Consider the following 19,848-nt stretch of genomic DNA (forward strand, 5'->3'; position numbering starts at 1 on the left):
CCATGCCCCCTAAACCATTAATCGTTTCGGTATTCGAATGAAAACCTTCGTTCCTTCGCTCCAAATGCTTTCTATCCACATGTCCGCCTCCTCCCCGTAAGTTAGCTTTAAGCGAGCCTTTACATTACGCAAACCAAAGAGATCAGCGAAACTGAGCTCTTCATTAATGATCAGCGGCATATTTTGGACGGTTACCTGTTGTAACTGTTCTTGGATATACTGCAGCCTCTCTGGCGTAATGCCCACTCCGTTATCGCTCACTTCCAGCAGAACGTCCCCCTCTGGCGTCAAATCACACTTCACATGAATATCCGAATTCCCTGATTTGCACTCGACTCCATGAATAATCGCATTCTCTACGAGAGGCTGCAACAGCAGTTTGACCAGCTTTAGTTGTGAACACTCAGGATTCATAACAACATGCACCCGAAGATTATCCTGAAATCGGATTTGCTGAACCTTCACATAATAGAGCATATGTTCGAAAGTTTCTTCAATGGTGAATCTATCCTTTTTCCCTTTTCCCAGACTAATTCGCATAAATTTAGAGAGATTGTAAACCATTTCTCCTATATCATCTACCCCGCTTATAACCGCTGACGAATAGATAGAATCCAATGTATTATATAAAAAATGTGGATTAATCTGAGCTTGCATGAGACGCAGCTCCGCCTGACTCGCACGAAGTTGTTGCTCATAAATGCCTTGAATTAAATGTCGCTGTTCGGCTGTCAGCAAATTAAACGAGTCCATCAAAAAACCAAATTCATCCTTGCGCTTGTGTTGAATAGCTGTATCGAGCTGTCCTTGACGAAACTGCTTCATTCCCAGAATGAGTTTAGTCAGAGGTGAAGAAATACCGCTATAGACGAACCAAGAAATCCATACAGCTACAATGGCGCTAATAAAAATAGTTAGCAGTGTATTCCGCTGTACCTGCCGGGTCCAGGCGAAAATTTCCGCTTCCGGCTGAATCATCACTAAAGACCAGCGAGAGACGGCTGATGTCGTTTTGACAAAAAGCTGCCGTTCTCCGTTCATCTGCTGCCGCTTTGTCCAAATATGAGAATTTTCCTCATCAAAATCGGAGGCGTTCAGAGGGCTGCTGGAACCTGTTCCTACAATATACCTCTTCTGACTATCATAAAGATGTACCTGAGCATTGCCTTTGGGCAGCAAATGTTCAATGAGCTTTTTTAAATAATCGCTGCTTACGGTCATGAGCACAATATTTTGTTTGCTTTGCGGATCGCTGAAATTCATTAGTCGCAGCAGGTGGATGTTATTTTGATCTACATCGTTTCCAAAAATGGTCTGAATATCTTTCTTTTCCTCGCCAGGTCGGACGATAACAATATTGCCATTTGACTCTACCGCTTTACGTAGTAATGGTATCTCCCCTCTGTTATTGATCTTTCGATAAGCCCCATTACTGATAAGAAATCCAGACGGTTGATGTAGCACAGCCGCCTGATTAATCGCTTTATTCACTGATGTCATGCTGGAAATTTGCGAAGAAGCCTTCTGAAACTGCAGAATATCTGTAGCTGTAGGTACTGCAGCCCCTTCCTCAAACGTTCGAATTAAGTACGGATCTGTAGCCAGCGTTGTGGACATATCATAAAATCCTTGCATGATGAGATCGATGTATTCCAAGGATGATTCCATCCCGTTGATCGTTCGCTCAGCAAACTGCGCTTCCATATTTCGCTTCGATTGCACATTGGAGAGTAGGCTGACTGTCACTAAGGGCAGCAAAATAATTAAAAAGTAAACCGTTAACCGAACTTGCACCGACTGTTTAAATCTCCTGTACATCCATGTCATCCCCAAGCACTCCTCTTCCTGTAAAAAAGAAAACAGGGAAGAGGGCGCATGTTCTGGCTGCGCGCTCTTCCTGAGCTTTATTTCTTCTTATTCGTTTTGTACCACTCGTTCACTTCTTTGGTAAGCTCTTCGCCGCCATCTTTCAAAAATTGCGCTGTAAACTTATCAAAGTCATCTAATGGCAGTGCTCCCATAATAATTTTCGTTAATGTCTCCTCCGTCATTTGGTTCAATTTGACACCATATTTGGCGAGAGCAGGCGTTGGCGAACCTGTGTACATATTGGGAATGACATTCTTATTAATGTTATTGATATTCTCGTTCATCTTAAATTCAAGCCCCGTTGCGTCCAGACGTTCCCCTTCCAACTCCGCATCCCATGTACTACCCAAATCAACAAGTACATTTCGGTAAATATGCTTCTCATGGGCTGCGATATCGATTGTCAATTTACCATCTTTGCGGTTCCAAATGTTATGCTCCGGCAAACCTAGTTTAATCGCTTCCCAGTTTTCTTTCTTCATGATAAAATTCAACAGCTTAAGCGTACTTTCCGCATTTGTGCTCTTAGCCGGGATTACCATGTAGGCCGCAACTGGGTTCTTGGAGCCAACGCCGGATTTTCCTTCAGGACCAACTGGATAAGGCAGGGAAATCCATTCAGCCTTTGGATCGTTCTTTTTACTGCCAAGAATGATCGTAGGTTCTTTCGTATCAAACCAAGTAGCCGAGAAAATGCCGACCTTGCCTGACACAATTTTTTCTCCAATATTTTTTGGCTTATTCAAAGCCCATTCTTGATCAAGTATCTTTTGTTGATAAAGATCTGCCATATATTTTAGGGCTTGCTTTGTTTCTGGAAGCACCAGCGCATTTACCAATTGGCCATTGCGTTCAACCCAGTTGTTAACTTTAATCGCCTCGTTGGTCGCAATCGGTACGCCAAAAGCTCCGAAATACGTACCAGAACGAACTAGCTTCTCGCCTATCAACATGCCGATTGTATCCGCTTTACCGTTTCCGTCTGGATCCTGCTCGGTAAATGCTTTCATGACTTTCGTGTATTCATCTAACGTTTTTGGTGGTTTTAAGCCAAGCTTATCCAGCCAGTCCTTGCGCACATACATAATTTCGTCGCCAAGCTTCGTAGAAACCGTTGGCAGTGCGTAGATTTTCCCATCGAACGTTACGCGATCCCATATATCCGCAGGTATGCTTTTCTTAATATCCGGGGCAAACTTATCGATTAAATCATTCAATGGCAGTATCGCCTTTTGTTTCGCTAAGTTGGAAACCCAACTGACATCACGTGAATGAATGAGGTCGTATTGCTCCCCAGATGCTAGTAGCACGTTCAACTTATCTTGATAGCCATCTGCAGCCAGCTCGTTAAGCTTCAGGTTAAACCCGCTTTTCTCACGGATATATTTGATATAATCGTTGTTATTCGCATCGGTTCCTTCTAAATACTTACGACCATTGTTATTGATAACAAAATTGAGATCCACAGGCGGCTTCTTCACGTCAGGCGTGCTGCTAGTCGTTGTTGTAGTTGTCTTATCCCCTTGCGCACAGCCAGATGCCAATCCAACTAGCAAAAGCGATGCAACTGTTAATGATACACTTTTCAATAATTTGTTGTTCATATTGTAGCCTCCTCTAATAGTATAAAACGTGTAAGCCTTTTCATCTATAGGAATTATCCTTTTACTGAACCGATAAGGATGCCTTTAACAAAATAACGCTGCAAGAAAGGATATACCAGTACAATGGGTAACGTACTCACAATTAAGGCAGCTGCTTTCAATGACTCGATTGCCGCAGCATTCTTCTCCATCGCTCGCGTCTCCAGATTCGTTTCATTAGAAAGAATCAGGTCTCTCAAATACATCTGTAAGGGATGCAAATCACGTCCATTTAGATAAAGCACGGCATCGAAGAAAGCATTCCAATGAGCCACACCGTGGAAAAGCGCAATGGTCGCAATGACTGGCATAGAGAGTGGAATCACGATTCTAAAAAAGATCCCCGTGTTGCTGCATCCATCCATTCTTGCGGATTCTTCCAACTCCATCGGCACGCTTTGAAAGAAGCTGCGCATAATAATGACATTAAAAGCGCTAATCGCACCGGGAATAATCAAAGCCCAAAAAGAATTGATGAGGCCTACTCCTTTTACAACCAAATAAGTAGGAATGAGTCCTCCAGAGAACAGCATGGTAAAGACAATCATGAATTGAATCCACTGCCGTCCTAAAATGTAAGGCCTCGATAAAGGATAGGCGAGCAAGCTTGTCAATGCGACACTAAGTATGGTGCCAATCAGTGTGCGAGCGACGCTAATACGAAAAGCTTGAATAAAAGCCGTGTCTTTAAATACATTTTTATACGCATCGATATTCCAGCCTATCGGCCAGAAGCCAACGATTCCTGAAATAACGGCTTGTTGACTGCTGAATGATTGGGCGACAATATGAACGAAAGGCGCTAAAGCAAGCAATGAGAACAAAGCTAATAGCGAATAGTTCGCAGTTGAAAACCATTTTTCCCCTCTGGAGCCTAACATCCTAGTAACACCTCCCTTCCACGATTAGTACAAGCCGTCTTGACCGAACTTCTTAACCAACTTATTGGCAACGAGTACAAATATGAGACTGACTACCGATTTAAATAGTCCAATAGCCGTGGTATAGCTGAATTCGGCTTGTGCAATACCCGTGCGATACACATAAGTCTCAAATACATCAGCCACTTGATAAACAAGGGAATTGTAAAGAATAAAGATTTGTTCGAATCCAACATCTAAGACATGACCCAATCGCAGCAAGAACAAAATAATAATCGTGCTCGTCAGCGAAGGCAAAGTAATATGCCAGAGTTGCTTCCATTTGTTGGCTCCATCCACAACAGCAGCCTCATACAACTGTGGATCGATTGAGGCTAACGCTGCCAAATAAATGATCGCCCCCCAGCCCACATCTTTCCAAATATCGCTTGCGACCAATACAGTACGGAACCACGCAGGATTAGCAAGGAAAAAAATGGGCTCCAGCCCCATAAATACAAGCAGCTTGTTGATTGTTCCGCTAGTCGGTGATAAGAGCGTAATCAGGATACCACCCAAAATGACCCAAGACAGAAAATGAGGCAAATAAGCTAAGGTCTGTACAGTTCTTTTAAAAAACATGTGTTTAATCTCATTTAGCAGCAGGGCTAAAACAATCGGTCCTGGGAACCCCCAAACAATTTTATACAAGCTAATCAATAACGTATTTCGAAAAATCGAGTAGAACTGTGGATCTGAAAACATGTTACGGAAGTGCTCCAGCCCGACCCACTCGCTGCCAGTAAACCCAGCAAAAATACTGAAATCTTGGAAAGCAATCACGATGCCAGCCATTGGCACATACTTAAACACAATAAAATAAATAATGCCAGGAATCATAAGTAGATACAGATCCCAATAAGATCGAAAATTTGCCAAGTAACTACGGCGTAATTGAGACTTCTCTGCTTTCTGTAAGGTTTTTCTGCTCGCTTCTGAGGTTAACGTATTCGATTGCATGTCCTTGCCTCCTTACTGTTTAATTAGAGCATCAAGTATGCGCCTTGTTTATTGCGGCTATGGCTCCGGAAACGCCTTGACTCAATTGCTGATCTCCTTATTACTATAAGGTATAGCCTTTCCAATGCGTATATAGGCACTATGACTTCTTATAGTTCATTTATTACCACTTGACCAAATGAAAAAAACCTTACGATTTCTCGTAAGGTTAGACTAAATCGGAGCTTACAGTAGGGAAATTACTAGCAAGTTATACAATACCAGCGGTAAAATCACATTTTGCTGATAAGCCCATGGACTCGGCCCCCATGGATTAAAGAAGGCGCGGTTGTCGGACTGCCCAACCTGCAAATAGAGATGACCCTCATCTATATTTACAATAACCCCTTCATGTACTTGCCCATTCATCATCTGGATACGAACAGGCCGGGAATTATGATGATGGCAGACATTATAAAGCTTTTCGTGCACAGATTTGACGGATTGCGAGAAAGCTGGATCGGCTTGATACAAGGGTTGCTGTGATTGAGGCAAGTTAGGAGACATGGCAATTCCTCCTCATGTTCATGTTGTTGGATTATCCTATGCAGTAGCCTAGTCAGATGTGTGCATGAAGCGTCGCCTACATGGTTCAGTCAAGAAAGTAAGAATCAAGCTACTTGATTCGCAATCTTTTGCTAGATGAAGTTGTCCAAATTGCAATTCGTTACGATTCCCTAAGGAGTTCCTGTTCTCTGTAGTTAAACGAGAACCTAACAAGGCTATATAAACTCATTCGCCTCTTTGTTCTTTCTAGCATCCCCCGCGATCAAGTAGGCTTGGAGGAGTTTCAGGAACGCTTGTCAGTTACTTCTCCAAGCTATAAAGCGCGCAAGTACTGCTGATACTTCAGCTCGAGAGACAACACTAGCAGGCTCCAGAAGGTTCCCTGGCTTGCCATTCAGGATACCCGTCGCCACAGCCCACCTCATGGCTTCACTTGCCCACGCGGAAATATCGTTGCTGTCCGCAAAGCTCTTGCTGTCGCCGTTGGCAGCAGATTGTCCAGCGTACCGATGTAAAAGAGTGATTAACTGCTCCCGGGTTATGGCAGCCTCCGGAGCGCTGCCGTCGCTGATTCCGGCAGCCACAGCCCAATCTTGCGCGTTGCTGTACCAATTTGCGCCGCCTTCAGCTTGTGCGCCGTCCAACCGGGCTAATACGGTGAATAGCATTGCACGGCTCATGGACGCATCGGGGGCAAAAACCCTTTGCTCTGTTCCAAGGAATAGTTCACGACTGGCACTAAAGGCAATTGCCTCGGCAGCCCAATAGTTGTCAGGAACATCCCTAAAAGGGATTTTATTGTCTATCAGTTTTACCGTCATATCTCCCGAGGCTATGAAACTCAATCCATCTTCTGTTAGAACAGAGGTCCCAATGATTTGCCTAGATCCGTCTTTCCTCACCATCAAGGCAACTGTGGTGGCAGAGGCATGCTTGACAGGAATCGTAATCCGCGATTGCGTAACTCCTTCGGGCAGATGAACGTCGGCTGTTACTTCCCCATCGGAAGACGTGATAGTCTCAACCTTGACTCTCTTCAAATCGGTGACGACAGAGCGGCTGCTCCCGTCGGACCTCGTCACGACCTCGCGCTTGCTTCCATTCTGCCCAGTGAAGACTTCCGTAACTGTACCATTGCTTTCTTTGGTTACGACTTTATGATCTCCGTTTGGCCAAGTTGTGGTCTCGGTCAACGTTCCGGTCGTTTGGTCGGTTAGTATAGTGCTCGTACTTCCGTCCTCGTTCTTGATTATAGTGGCAGGTGCAGTTGGGACGGTGGAACCGTCATGTCCGTCGTAAGGGCTGGTTTCTTCTTCATATATCGTCGTAGTCACAAGGCAAGTCGCTGAGTAAGTGCCGTCTGCCGTTGTCGCCGTAATCACAGCAATGCCGGGTGTGTGGACACTCACGAGACCGTATTCGTCCACCGTAGCTACATTCGGGTTTGACGTGCTCCATGTTACAGTCTTGTTAGTCGCATCAGTAGGTTGCACATTTGCAGTGAGCTGGACGGTGGAGCTTCCATAGTTGGTATACAGCTGAGCACTGGTTTTGTCCAAACTTAGACCTGTGACATGGATTGGTGGATTTCCTGGATGGTCAGGGCCACCATACACACTAACTGTCACTGTGCTCGTATCAGAGTAACCGCCATCTACGGTCGTTACCGTGATTATGGCTTCGCCTGCAGAATGAGCTGTTACTAGACCGTCATATACGGAAGCTACGACAGAATTCGAAGTATGCCATGTTACAGCCTTGTTGATGGCGCCAATGGGTTCTACCCATGCAGTAAGTTGAAAAGCAAGGCTTCCATAGTTGGTATACAGATGGGCATTGGTTTTGTCCAAGCTTACGCCAGTGACATTGCCAGGCAGACTAAAGCGCAGAATGTTCAGCTCCATCTGGGCACTGGCTGTATGGGTATTCGTCTCACGGTATCGAACCCAATAAGTCCCGGGCGGCAAATTCAGAATGGTACCCCCCTCAACACTTGACCAAGTGTTACCATAGTTCGAGGACCATTCCATGGAGCCATCTACGCCGATGATACGACCATCATTGGCGCCTGCCGCTGTTTCATTGATTTTCCCGAGTCCCTCGGGGGCAGCCTGTTCAACTTTTTGCGGTTCACCTGTAACAATAACTATGGCAGCCGCTTTGTGTTCATGGGTGTTGGTTATTACGCCCGTCAGGGTGATCGTTCCTGTAAAAAGGTATTCACCAGACTTCGTTGCGTCATAAGTCTCGTTATCCCAGGTGACATTTAGGTTGGCCTTGTCATCACTACCAAGTGTAACCTCAACCGTCTTGGGCAGACTCTCCAAGACGACTGCTTTATTGGTGCCGAGAGCTACAGGCGGAAAGGAAACAGGGGTAACATCCCTAATATCATTTGGTGTAACCGGCTTGGAAGGATTAATAATACTAACCTTAAAATCGTCGAAGTCGATTGAGCCGTTAGGCATGTTATCCACTCCAAAGCGCTGGCCAGTCAACTTGCTGCCGCCTGTGTTGCGGAAGTTAAAGTCGGTAGCTACCGGGACAGAATCATTGTCCATATAGACGGTATAAGTTCGGGCGTCCCAGTTGGCCACCATTTTAAAGGTATGCCATTGATTGTAATTAAACGATTTGACACTAACTTTATCTGCATTGGATGTGCCCTTATGCACTTTAATCTGATGCACGCCACTTGCATTCTCAAAGGCAGTCACCATAGCATAATTGTTAGTGCCGCTGTCATTTCTCACCATGGCGCCATTGGCGTATTGAAAGTTACCGTTAAACCTGGAGCGGTATTCGATGACGATGCGCTGATCCGCAGCTGCCTTTACTTCACCTGTATACGGCAGGAACAGATCGGCCTTGCCGGCAGTAGCAGTTGTCGTCAGACGCAGGAATTGATTCCCCTCCTCTTCTTGTACAGTAGCCGTAGCGCCATTGGTCATCCCTTCAATATGAAAGCCGTAAGGATATTTGCCCGCCTCATCACCGGAAAAATCTCTGTAAGCATGATAGCTCATGCCATTCTGTGTAAGGACAAGAGCGTTATCCAGAGCTGTTTCGGCAGCAGTGATGGCGTCTAGGGCTTCATCGGCTTGCTGCACTGTAGCGGTACCACTCTTTGCCAAGGCATCCGCTGCGTTCAGAGCACCCATAACGGTGTCATAAGCGTCTTGACGGTAACGACCGAGGGCATTACCTAATGGATAAGAAATTCCAGCCATCTCGGTGCGCTTCGCGTTCACAGTTTCCTGGAGCCTTTGTCCAATAGTGCTCTCGTTCCTGAGAGAAGGTTTCCAGAGGGCGTCTGTTGGAGTCTCACTACTCTTCGTAAGGTAGATGCGGTCTACATACAGACCGTCCTCGCGCATCCACAGGCTGAAGGAATGCTCAGCGGTTGTGGCGACGTTAACCTTGCCCACGTTTTTCCAGTGCCATTTCTCATCCATATTATTGGAGAAAAAAACATCGGTCGAGAAGTTCCCGAGACTACCATCAAGGCCGCCACGAATGGAGTCGGAAGCGTTGTCTACATACCGCCAGCGCACCCAGACGTTATAAGTGCCTGTGTTGCTAAAATTGATTTTGTACGTCAATTCCGGACTATACACAGGGAATTCGGCATTCTCTGACCACTGTCCGCCTCGATCGGGAAGACGCATTGCCATGCCAGTGTCGGATTGTGTAAGGCGCCAGGCATTGGGAATTTTCCCTGCTAACTGGGAAGCCTTATCCCGTTTGGAAACGGTGTACGCTTTCATATCAGCTGTAATCTGGCTTTCAGATTCAAGATCATGTTCCATGGCGTACTCGGCCTCAAGGCTTACCTTTCCATCCACTTCAACAAAATCGCCCGCTCCCCAGCCAGCCGGGATGTTTTTCGGTTCGGCTGCTGTTGAGATCCGAGGCAGAGAATCGGTGCCCGAGTTAAACTCTGTATTGAATTCATGATGGTAACTCTCGTCTGGACCAAGCTCGGTGGGAATGACACCCTCTGGACCGGTGTACAGCACCATCTTGTCAATCATGATAAAGCTATCCACCATCCACAGCTTGATGGTATGTTTTCCAGCTGACAGTGCGGGCAGATTCACCACATGCTTCTCAATCATGTGGAAGAGATTGCTCACCCAAATGGTTCCTTGCCCCTCATCGGCCGCTGCAGATTCCACTACAATTGGGGATCCGCCATCCACAGATACGGCAAAACGCACCTTTCCTTTCGCGTTCAGCGTGGGGATCCTATATATCTCCAACGGGAACTCGCCCGTCGAGGTAAGGTTGATGTCATACTCCAAGCTGGGGGCAGTTGAGCTGATCGCAGACTCATCCACAGCGTTCAGGTCAGGCGCATAAGCACGCACTACATCACCGCCAAAAGCACGGCCCGCGTCATGGATGATTTGCCAGGTCTTGTCGCCATTCGTATTCAAGCGGCTGAAATGCTCGGTTTCAATAGATACATAGCCGTCAGCCTCTGCGTATCCAATGATTGCGGACAGGGCTATTGTCGGATTCTCAATCGCCACCTGAATAGTCTTGGTCGTGTTGGTCGCAGTATCAGAAATCGAAATCGTTGCGGTTGCACCTTTGTGTGCTTCCATCCCATCAATCGTAACCCAGAGACGTGTCTCGTCGTTGACGGTTCCGGCTGAGGAAGAGAGCTTTACCCAAGGCTGATCGGCAGCGGCAGTCCAATTGATACTGCCAGCTCCCTTATTGAAAACGTCGATGAATTTTCCATCCTGATTATAAGGAGAAAATATAAGCTTCGTGTTCCCCTGAGGCACTGTCTCACCTTGTACTACCACACCTAATGACGGTTCGCCCAGCACCAACGCTGGCGTCCCAGGGGGAAGCTGGTTAATGACAGGAGGCGACGCATTCTCGGGATCAATGAATCCCTTCCACTTGCCATCTGCCATCGTGCTGTAACGCGCAATTTCCGCTTTCTTCGCCAGATCAGCTTCCTGAGAAAGTTTGAGCATAGCGTCGGCGGAAGCCATCCTGCCCTGATCGAAGGCCAAATTGCTTTTATCCGCATAATAATAGGCTTTATTGACATAATACGCCCAGTTAATTTTGGATTGCACCAGTTCATAGAAGGCCAGCTTCTGCGTAGCAGGCAGCGCTTGATAAATCGCCGCAGTGCGGTTGAATAAATCATGATAAACAGCCATCCGCTTCGAGCTCTCATCTCCGTAATGCGTCTGGTTGAATAAGCCATCCTTCATATGCTCAAGCTTACGAACGTTGGCATGATGGTAGAAAGTTGTGAGAATATCAGCAACCTCATTGCTATACTGACTGCCGAAATGTTCACCAATCCAGTCTTTCAGAAATTGATCCGGCTGATTTTTGTACTTCTCTACGTCCCATCCATAACGGATAAAATAGGTCATCTCAGCTTCTTGCGGCTTAATATCGCCAACATTCAGTATCCATGACTGCTGGATATGATGCTCCCAGGACTTGCCGAGCTCCTCTCCCATTAAGGCAAGGGGGATTGAGCTGAGCCACAAATAGCTTTGGTCGACAGGAGCCCAGTAGGAAGCGTGATAGTATAACCCGTGTCCACCTTCGCGTGTGCGTTCTACAGCGTCAGGCATCCTCCGCATGATTCCGTGATTATCGTCGGTCCAGATGACTGTCACATTCTCGGGCAGATCAAATCTGGGGTGATTATAGATAGGCAGGACTTCCTTATACGGAATAAACGCCTGGAAGGACTTCGCATATTTCTCCTGACCCAGTAATTCCTTAAGCAACTGCTGCTGATCACGGATAATCTCATTCATGAGACCAGCTTTTCGCTCCTCAAGATCATTACCTAAGTAATTATAGGCAGGTTCCATGAGATTCTTTACATTAAAGGCCTCATCATGTATGCCCCGCATACCTAGTGTCCATTGCGCATCGGTGTCTTTATGGCGTTCAATGGTTTCCCGCCAGTACCGGAGAACAGCCTCCTTGCTTAGGGTATAGTCATATTGGATCGTGTCGGGATTAACACCCTTCTGTCCGGCATAGTTCATTTTCCACTCATCCCACTCGTGGGAGTTCGTCCGCAGGAGCATATCGGGGTGACTGGAGCCCAGCACAATGCCATATTCCTTCACCAAATCAATATTACCCGGTACATTGTTAATCGAGTTGACGTGCATGGCAGCCCAGATGTAGTTGCCTTTCAGCCGCAAAATGAGCTCGAAAATTTTAGCATACGTTTTCGGCCCCATCGTGTCAGGGTCTTTAAACACCTCGGATGCCCAGCGACTGAGCTTCTCCTCATCATTGAGGAAAACCCCTCGGTACCGCACATCGGGCATATCTTTGACGGAAGTACCATCAGCTACATAGACTGCATTCTTCGTTTTAATTGCTGCATCAGCAAAAAAATACCAGGGATTTACACCCATTCTTTCCGAGAGCTCGTATACGCCAAAGATGGATCCGCGAGAATCCGATCCTGCTATGACTAGGGTATTTTCGTCTATTACCTTGATTAAGTTGGCTTCCCATCTATCTTTGATAGCGTTTACTTCACTTTCAGTAATTTTTCCTTCTTGAACTAACGCCTTGATTTGAGTGCTTCCATCCAGTGTTCCAACGATCACGACAGGACCTGCGGGAAGAGTAGCCGCACTGCTCACAGTGGTGTCCAAATTGGTGACCCGCTTGATGTCCTCCTTCAAGTCTTTCACCACACGTCTGACCGAGGCGTCCTCTGCAGGGTCAACCCAAATGGCTGCCGCCGATCCGTAAGCCGCTAAAGGGAAATCGCCTGCTTTCCCCGTTTCCGAAATAATTCCTCCGTCAGGGTTAGCAGGGGGTTGATTGAAGCCCGTAAGGGTCAACACCACATGAGGACTGGCTGTATGGGTATTCGTCTCACGGTATCGAACCCAATACATCCCGGGCTGCAGATTCTCGATGGTATCCCCTGCCACATTGGACCAGGTGCCCCCATTGTCATGGGACCATTCCATAGATGCGTTCACACCGGTGATGCGTCCATCATTTGCTCCAAGCGCTGTTTCATTGATTCCTTTAAGATCTTTAGGCGCAACCTTTGCCCCTCCGATTACCATGGCTTTGAAATCGTCAAAGTCAATGGAGGCGTTGGCGTATCCATCGATTCCGAATCGCTGGCCAGTCAACTTATTGCCCCCCGTGTGGCGGAAATTGTAGTCAGTAGCCACCAGAACATCGTCGATATAGACGGTATAGGTCTTGTTGCCCCAGTTAGCCACCATCTTGATTTTGTACCATGTATTGGTTTGATAGTCTTTGACTTTGACCTTCGTAGACGCTCCATTTTGCACGACAATTTTTCCCGTATCAAAAGCCGTGACCATCGAATAATTGCTAGTACCGCTGTCATTTCTCATCATCGCGCCATTGGCATACTGAAAGTTGGTGTTTAATCTGGCCCGATATTCGATAACGATGCGCTGATCCGAGTCAGCCTTTACCTCGCCTGCATATGGCAGGAACAGGTTCGCCTTGCCGGAAGTAGCCGTGGTGGACAGCCGAAGGAATTTATTCCCGTTCTCTGCTTGCACAGTGGCGGTAGCTCCATTGGTTAAATCTTCGACATTAATTCCAAAAGGGTACTTGGCCGTCTCATCGCCGGAGAAATCTCGGTAAGCGTTATAAAACACACCATCCTGTGTACTGTTGAGCGAACCTAACAGATCTGCTTCCGCTTGAGCAAGGGAACTCCGCTCCTGGTTAAACTGCTCTTCCGTCAGACTCCCCTCTGCGGATATTTCCTCCACATGAATCAGCTTGGCCAGAAGGGCATTAAATGCAGATTGACTATAGTTGCCCATGCCTTCACCTAGCGGGTATGAGAAATTGTCTATCCTGCTGTGAACTTGATTCACAATTTCATCAAGGCCCCATCCTGGGACAACCTCCACGGAAACGGCAGCAGATATCTTCTCACCATTCAGTGTCAAAATGACAGGCACCTGAACAGGGCCAAGCGAGTTGAAGCTAATTCCCTCCAGCTTCCAACTTACCTCAGCAATGCCACTCTCCCCCTTGTAAATCACGTCCACAACACTGGGGAATTTAGGTGTGACACCAGAGGGAGTCTTTACTTGCGTAAGAATCTGAGGAACCTGAGACGGATTAGGTGTTACCGTCAAGTTGAGTTTTGCTTCCTTGCCACCGTATACGGCTTTAAGCTCTGTTTCCCCCGGATATGTATCATATACCTGACCGTTGACTGTTACTTTAGCCACGCCATGGTTGCTGCTGGAGTACGTGCCACCAGCCGTCACATCCTGAATTTCAAAGGTGTTGTAGCGTGCTGTTAACTGCAATTGCTTCGTCAGACCGCTGGTCAGAACGCTGTCCAATCCTTTGATAGCAATCGACTGCACATTCTTAGGTTCAGCGGCAACAGTAACTGTGGTTGTAGCCGTTTTCCCGTTATATGTCGCAGTGATCGTGGCACTACCCGCCTTGAGCCCCTTTATCTCAGTCCCAACAATATCAGCAATCTCCTTATTGGAAGAACTGAAGGAAACTCCGCTTTCAATAAGTGAATTGGAAGTGCCCGTTACCATATATACAGGCAAACTGCGACTTTCACCTAACCCCAGCGTGTACCCTGGAGAATCGAATAGCAATTCTGATTCAACTTCAAGCTGGGTGACATCCATACTGTCAATTTGGGCAAGGTTGGTACCCGTCCCGAAGCGGATGCTATTGTCGCCTTGTTTAAGATAGACTTTTGCCGTGGATGCCCCCCAGCGATTCCAGTCTGAATACACGACATTTAATTTGGCACCGGAACTACCGTTGACCGAGAAGATGTGGGAAGCATCCGCCCCATTCGAGGAACCGTTGGCATTACGCACGGACAGCACATAAAACCCCGCCTGTGGCACGTTGACAGTAAATTGAGCATAATCATTGGCGTTCTTGATATTGGTGATCTTCTTCCCATCGGAAGCGGTACTTTCCCGCCAGATAGCGGGACCTATTCCACTGTTGGGATCTTTCACCAACTGGGCCGCCTCCGCCTCGTAGCGCTGACGTACCGGCTCCCCTGAAGGAGTGGCAATTGGTTTGTTGGGATCGACGGGCTCGCCCAGGTTCGGCGTTCCGTCTATATTCCAGGTGAATTTCTGAGTGCGGACATTGCGAGTCCACCCTGATCCTGGCCAGCGGGCGGAATGGTAGATAATCCAGTCCTCACTGCCGTCGGGAGAGGTGGTGAGACTGTGGTGACCTGGTCCGAATACGCCGTTGGCGCTGGAGAAAATTGGTTTGTCCTGTTTTACCCAGGAGCCCGGATTCATCAAATCGTCGCCAATCTTGGCATTGATCAGTCCAAGGCAGTAACTGTCTGTCCAGCTTCCGTTTGCGGAATAGACCAGGTTAATGGTATTGCCACGTATCGTGACTTCGGGGCCTTCATTAATCCTGCCCGGGGACGATTCCCAATCATACTCAGGCGTAGATATCAATACACGCCCCGAGCTGATAGTCCGTGGATCGCTCATCTCAGCGATGTATAAATTTTGGAAACTCCCGTCCGTTTCCTCCCACCCGGACCAGATGAAATAGTGTTTCTCATTTATTGTCATTACAGTGCCGTCAATTGCCCATCTGTCGGTGGAATCAGTAATTTTCCCTTTGAATACCCAGCTTCCGGTCATCGGATTCTCACTGGTGTTCTCCAGCACGTACATGCGATGGTTTGCGTTGGTTCCGTTGTCAGCTGCGAAGTAAATATACCATTTGTAATTCCCATCCGTATCTTTGAGATAGTGCATTTCCGGAGCCCACACATTGGAACTGTAGTTCGTACCCTGAACCGGTGTCCAGGCTAAGCTCCTCTCGCCCGCATCAATGCCGGTGATCGTCTTCGATCTACGGATCATGATGCCGCTAGCGTTGACAAAGACGTTGTAGTAATATCCGTCCTTATGCTTGTAAACCCAAGGGTCGGCTCCCGCCTGCATGATAACATTGTAGAAATTTGACACTGAATTCGTAATTGGTTCCGACGACACCTGATTTGCCGCAACGGGATTACTCCATTGCGGTAGCGGTAGCATCAGCAGCACTGTGAGCCAAATGAACAAAAACCTGAACTTTTTATTGACCATCTGCAGTCCTCCTTGGAATCATTAGGAACGGGGAGAATGGCTAAATTGTTAGTTAATCGCCATTTTAAACCGCTTTCATTTTCACTTTCTTGATTGTCTTAATTAAATAATTTTTGTAATAAATTATTGTCACATTTAACCCTTAAGCGCACCAACCATTACGCCCTTAACAAAATACTTCTGCAAGAATGGATATGCTGCCAAGATCGGGAGTGTAGCAACCATGATGGTTGCATACTTTATCGTTTCTCCAATTGCTGCTCTGTCCTGAGCTACGGCTCCGGCCATCATATCATCCGTACTATTGGAAATCAGGATTTCTCTCAGCACCAACTGCAACGGCCATAATTCTCTATTTCTTAAGTAGATCATGGCGCCAAACCATGCATTCCAGTGACCTACCCCATAATACAGCACCATAACGGCGATGGTTGGCAATGCCAGTGGGATAATGATTCTAAATAAAATGGTAAAATCATGTGCACCATCGATATAAGCAGATTCTACCAAGCTGTCTGGAATCCCCTGAAACGCCGTTCTCATGATAATCAGATTCCAGGTACCTATTGCTCCAGGAATGATCAGAGACCATATGGAATTCATTAAACCGAGATCTTTGACTAACAAGAAACTGGGAATCAGCCCGCCACCGAAAAACATGGTGAAGACAATCAAGATGGTGATCGGCTTTCTCCAGAAGAAATTTTTCCTAGAGAGAACAAAAGCTCCCATAGATGTCATGATAATATTGTAGGTCGTTCCCACCACGACGATAAATAGCGTATTCATATACCCGGAATAAATCATGGGATTATTTAACACAGCTTTATAAGCATCGAGGCTAAATTCTAATGGCTTTAGGAGCAAGCCGCTATGGGCTGTAAGCTCATCTGCACTGCTCAAGGATGCAAAAGCAACATAAACAAACGGATAGGCTGTTATCACAGCCAGTGCGATTAATACAATAACAGTCATCGAATCGAAAATGTAATCCCCGACTGTCTTTTTGACAACCATATCTTCCACTCCTTACCACAGGCTGGTTTCATTAACCTTCCGGCTAACATAGTTTGCTGTTACGATTAAAATCAGGTTCACCAAAGAGTTAAATAGCCCCACTGCTGCACTGAAGCTATAATTGGCCTCTACCAATCCGCGCCGGTACACATAGGATGAAATGATATCTGCTGTTTCATACGTACTCGGATTATAAAGCAAGATGATTTTTTCATATCCTTCACTCATCATATGGCCAAAATTCATGATTAATAGGATCACGATTGTCGGAGCAATTCCCGGCAGCGTGATATGAATAAACTGTCTCCATCTCCCTGCTCCGTCGATGGTTACCGCCTCATATAGCTCCGTGTCAATAGCGGACAAGGCAGCGAGATAGATAATCGACCCCCAACCTACGCCTTGCCAAATACCTGTGCTTACATAGATGGTACGGAACCATCCTGCTTCCACAAGAAACATCGTGCGAGATCCACCAAAAAAGGCAATGATATCATTGATCAGACCGCTTTTTGCAAAGAAGTCGATAATCATACCACAGATAACCACCGTGGAAACAAAGTGCGGTAGATAAGTAACGGTTTGGATCGTCTTTTTAAAATACTTACCTTTGACTTCATTCAGCAATAGCGCCAGAATAATGGGTGCTGGAAAACCAAAGATAAGCTGATAGAAATTGATCATTAACGTATTTTGGATGACTCTCCATGCGGAGAAACTGTTGAAGAAATCATGAAAATGTTTTAGGCCTACCCAGGTACTGCCCCAGATTCCTTTTACGGGGCTAAATTGTTTAAATGCGATGATAACACCATACATGGGAACGTAGTGAAACAAGATATACCAGGCTACAACAGGCAAGGCCATCAAGATCAACCATTTATTTTTCTTATAATCTTTTTTTATGGCCTGAATGAGGCTTGGTTTATTGTATATCAAAGGTTGCGGCTGTATCTTTACCTCTGGCACGAGTGGAACCTCCCTATATGGTGAAATGGGGGGGGGGATTTCCCCCCTTTTCACTCGTACTATTTAAAGATGTCGCTGATATTAAATGATTGCGGATTTAATGCCTGCGGGAATTTCTTAATAAAACGATCATAGGCATTCTGTCTAACCTTGTTGATATCTTCAATACCTAGTTTTTTGATTTGCTCCACATATTTGTCCCATGTGGCATCTACATCCTCTTTGCCCATGAGCCACTTCAGGAACATTTCATCCTTATACGTGTTAATTTCATTTTGTTTGCTAGTGATCTGAGAAACTTCCTCAGGCGTCAAGTTGCCTCTATAGTTCTTGTTGGCTTTGGTGACTTGGTCAGCATATTTGGTCCAGACTTTCAGCGACTCTTGTTGCTGCGGTAAGACCATATACTGCTCAAAATACCGTTTGTCTTGTACGAAAGGGCCATCCTTCAAAGCGCGGGTATACATCTGCCCCATCGTTGCAAAAGGCTGTCCGTTAGGATTATTCGTAACTAGATCCGTATATTTTGGATAACCGTTCTCCATCTTATAGCTTACACCTTCAATACCGAAGTTATAGAGCATAGAGCCTTCCTTCGTGTATCCATAATTCAGGAATGCCAGTGCTTCTGGAATATTCTTAGCTGCACTGGTAATATTCCATGTCCCATTGTTAACGGTAGGTCCATCCTTGGGCATAAAGGGATTGAAGTCACCCTTGTTACGTACGAGGTATGGCACAGCGACCAAGTCAAATTTGGGATCCTTGCTCTTCATCAGCGGCAAATATTTCCCGAGGCCTGAACCGGTATTTCCAAGAGTTGCGCCAGCTTGATTTGCGGTAATTTTGGCATCGATCGTTTTTCCATTATTCGTAGCCAATTCGGGGTCAAGTATGCCATCCTTATACCATTTCACCATCGTCTTGGTATATTCCTTAAATCTGGGGTCAATCGCTCCGTATACGACCTTACCATTTTCAATGAAGTGATCTTGATTAATCCCCCATGCACCGGTAAAGTAGGTTCCTTTAATATTTCCGACAGTTCCGGTAAAAGGTGCCGTTGCCCCCTTCTTTTCTTTGAAAGTTTTCATTACCGTATAGAATTCATCGATGGTTTCCGGCACAGGCATTCCCAGCTCAGTCAACCAATCCTTACGAAGAAAACCTCCAAAGAAGGTGAAGATACTTTGATCACCTTTGAGGAATGGGGCACCGAACTGTTTTCCTCCCTCTGTCTCTACATCCATTAACAGATCGGGATAGGTTTCATAGATTTTAGCCAGATCTGGTGCATACTTGGGGATTTCATTCTTTAAGTCAACCAGAATGCCATCCTCAAAGGCTTTTTCCCTTCCACCCGGATAATCCCCAAAGGTGCCCACAATAAAATCGGGTATGTCCCCGGATGTAAGCATCAGGTTAAACTGCTCTTTCGCCGATCCTTCTGTAGGATGAATATACTCAATCGTAACATTCAGTCTCTTCTGCAACTCTTTATTTAGCTCTGACTCGGCATAGTTCTTCATGATTGGAAGCGCAGTACTCATCAGAGGATCCCAGACACGGAATTTTACCGGCTTCTCAAAAGGTAATTTTATTGCAGTACCCGTCGGAGTCGAATTCGTTTGCTCAGCTTTTTTTTCCTCTCCTATACATCCTGACATCACCGTAGATGTCAAAAGTGCGATTAAGAGGGAACCCGTAGTCATCTTGTTAAAAATCTTTTTACTTTTCACAATTTTTTCTCCCCTCAAATTTCATATTTTTGCTACACGTAATTGTAACCTG

General features: G+C 46.2%; 9 protein-coding genes. All 9 read right to left on the reverse strand.

The window, feature by feature from the left end; translation table 11 throughout:
* Nucleotides 1–9: 9 nt before the first annotated feature.
* Complete coding sequence (locus tag J2736_RS10165; protein ID WP_310226066.1) at nt 10–1,827, reverse strand: sensor histidine kinase; 1,818 nt, start codon at nt 1,825–1,827, stop codon at nt 10–12.
* Nucleotides 1,828–1,904: 77 nt separating this feature from the next.
* Complete coding sequence (locus tag J2736_RS10170; protein ID WP_310226068.1) at nt 1,905–3,473, reverse strand: extracellular solute-binding protein; 1,569 nt, start codon at nt 3,471–3,473, stop codon at nt 1,905–1,907.
* 53 nt (nt 3,474–3,526) lie between these two features.
* The gene (locus tag J2736_RS10175; protein WP_310226070.1) at nt 3,527–4,393 is read right to left on the reverse strand and encodes a carbohydrate ABC transporter permease; all 867 of its coding nucleotides are present in this window, start codon (nt 4,391–4,393) and stop codon (nt 3,527–3,529) included.
* Between the two features lie 24 nt (nt 4,394–4,417).
* Nucleotides 4,418–5,272 carry an ABC transporter permease gene (locus tag J2736_RS10180; RefSeq protein WP_310226372.1) on the reverse strand — a complete coding sequence of 285 codons (855 nt, stop codon included), beginning with the start codon at nt 5,270–5,272 and terminating at the stop codon, nt 4,418–4,420.
* A gap of 345 nt (nt 5,273–5,617) precedes the next feature.
* Complete coding sequence (locus J2736_RS10185) at nt 5,618–5,938, reverse strand: acetyl-CoA acetyltransferase (RefSeq protein WP_310226072.1); 321 nt, start codon at nt 5,936–5,938, stop codon at nt 5,618–5,620.
* Between the two features lie 296 nt (nt 5,939–6,234).
* A complete protein-coding gene (locus J2736_RS10190; protein ID WP_310226074.1) occupies nt 6,235–16,071 on the reverse strand; it encodes a glycosyl hydrolase 115 family protein in 9,837 nt (3,278 codons plus the stop codon).
* A gap of 135 nt (nt 16,072–16,206) precedes the next feature.
* Nucleotides 16,207–17,088 (reverse strand): carbohydrate ABC transporter permease, encoded by an 882-nt coding sequence (locus J2736_RS10195; RefSeq protein WP_310226075.1) that lies wholly within the window; start codon nt 17,086–17,088, stop codon nt 16,207–16,209.
* 12 nt (nt 17,089–17,100) lie between these two features.
* Entirely contained in the window at nt 17,101–18,057 is a 957-nt protein-coding gene (locus J2736_RS10200; RefSeq protein WP_397340387.1) for an ABC transporter permease, read from the reverse strand.
* Nucleotides 18,058–18,116: 59 nt separating this feature from the next.
* Nucleotides 18,117–19,796, reverse strand: coding sequence for a type 2 periplasmic-binding domain-containing protein (locus tag J2736_RS10205; protein ID WP_310226076.1), 1,680 nt, complete (start codon nt 19,794–19,796; stop codon nt 18,117–18,119).
* Between the last annotated feature and the right edge of the window lie 52 nt (nt 19,797–19,848).

The organism is Paenibacillus qinlingensis, from assembly GCF_031455095.1.
GTDB lineage: Bacteria > Bacillota > Bacilli > Paenibacillales > NBRC-103111 > Paenibacillus_E > Paenibacillus_E qinlingensis_A.

Excerpts from the sequence above, each read along its gene's own strand:
- J2736_RS10185 (WP_310226072.1), bottom strand. The coding sequence starts at position 5,938 with ATGTCTCCTAACTTGCCTCAATCACAGCAACCCTTGTATCAAGCCGAT.
- J2736_RS10165 (WP_310226066.1), bottom strand. The coding sequence starts at position 1,827 with ATGACATGGATGTACAGGAGATTTAAACAGTCGGTGCAAGTTCGGTTA.
- J2736_RS10170 (WP_310226068.1), bottom strand. The coding sequence starts at position 3,473 with ATGAACAACAAATTATTGAAAAGTGTATCATTAACAGTTGCATCGCTT.
- J2736_RS10195 (WP_310226075.1), bottom strand. The coding sequence starts at position 17,088 with ATGGTTGTCAAAAAGACAGTCGGGGATTACATTTTCGATTCGATGACT.
- J2736_RS10175 (WP_310226070.1), bottom strand. The coding sequence starts at position 4,393 with ATGTTAGGCTCCAGAGGGGAAAAATGGTTTTCAACTGCGAACTATTCG.
- J2736_RS10180 (WP_310226372.1), bottom strand. The coding sequence starts at position 5,272 with ATGATTCCTGGCATTATTTATTTTATTGTGTTTAAGTATGTGCCAATG.
- J2736_RS10190 (WP_310226074.1), bottom strand. The coding sequence starts at position 16,071 with ATGGTCAATAAAAAGTTCAGGTTTTTGTTCATTTGGCTCACAGTGCTG.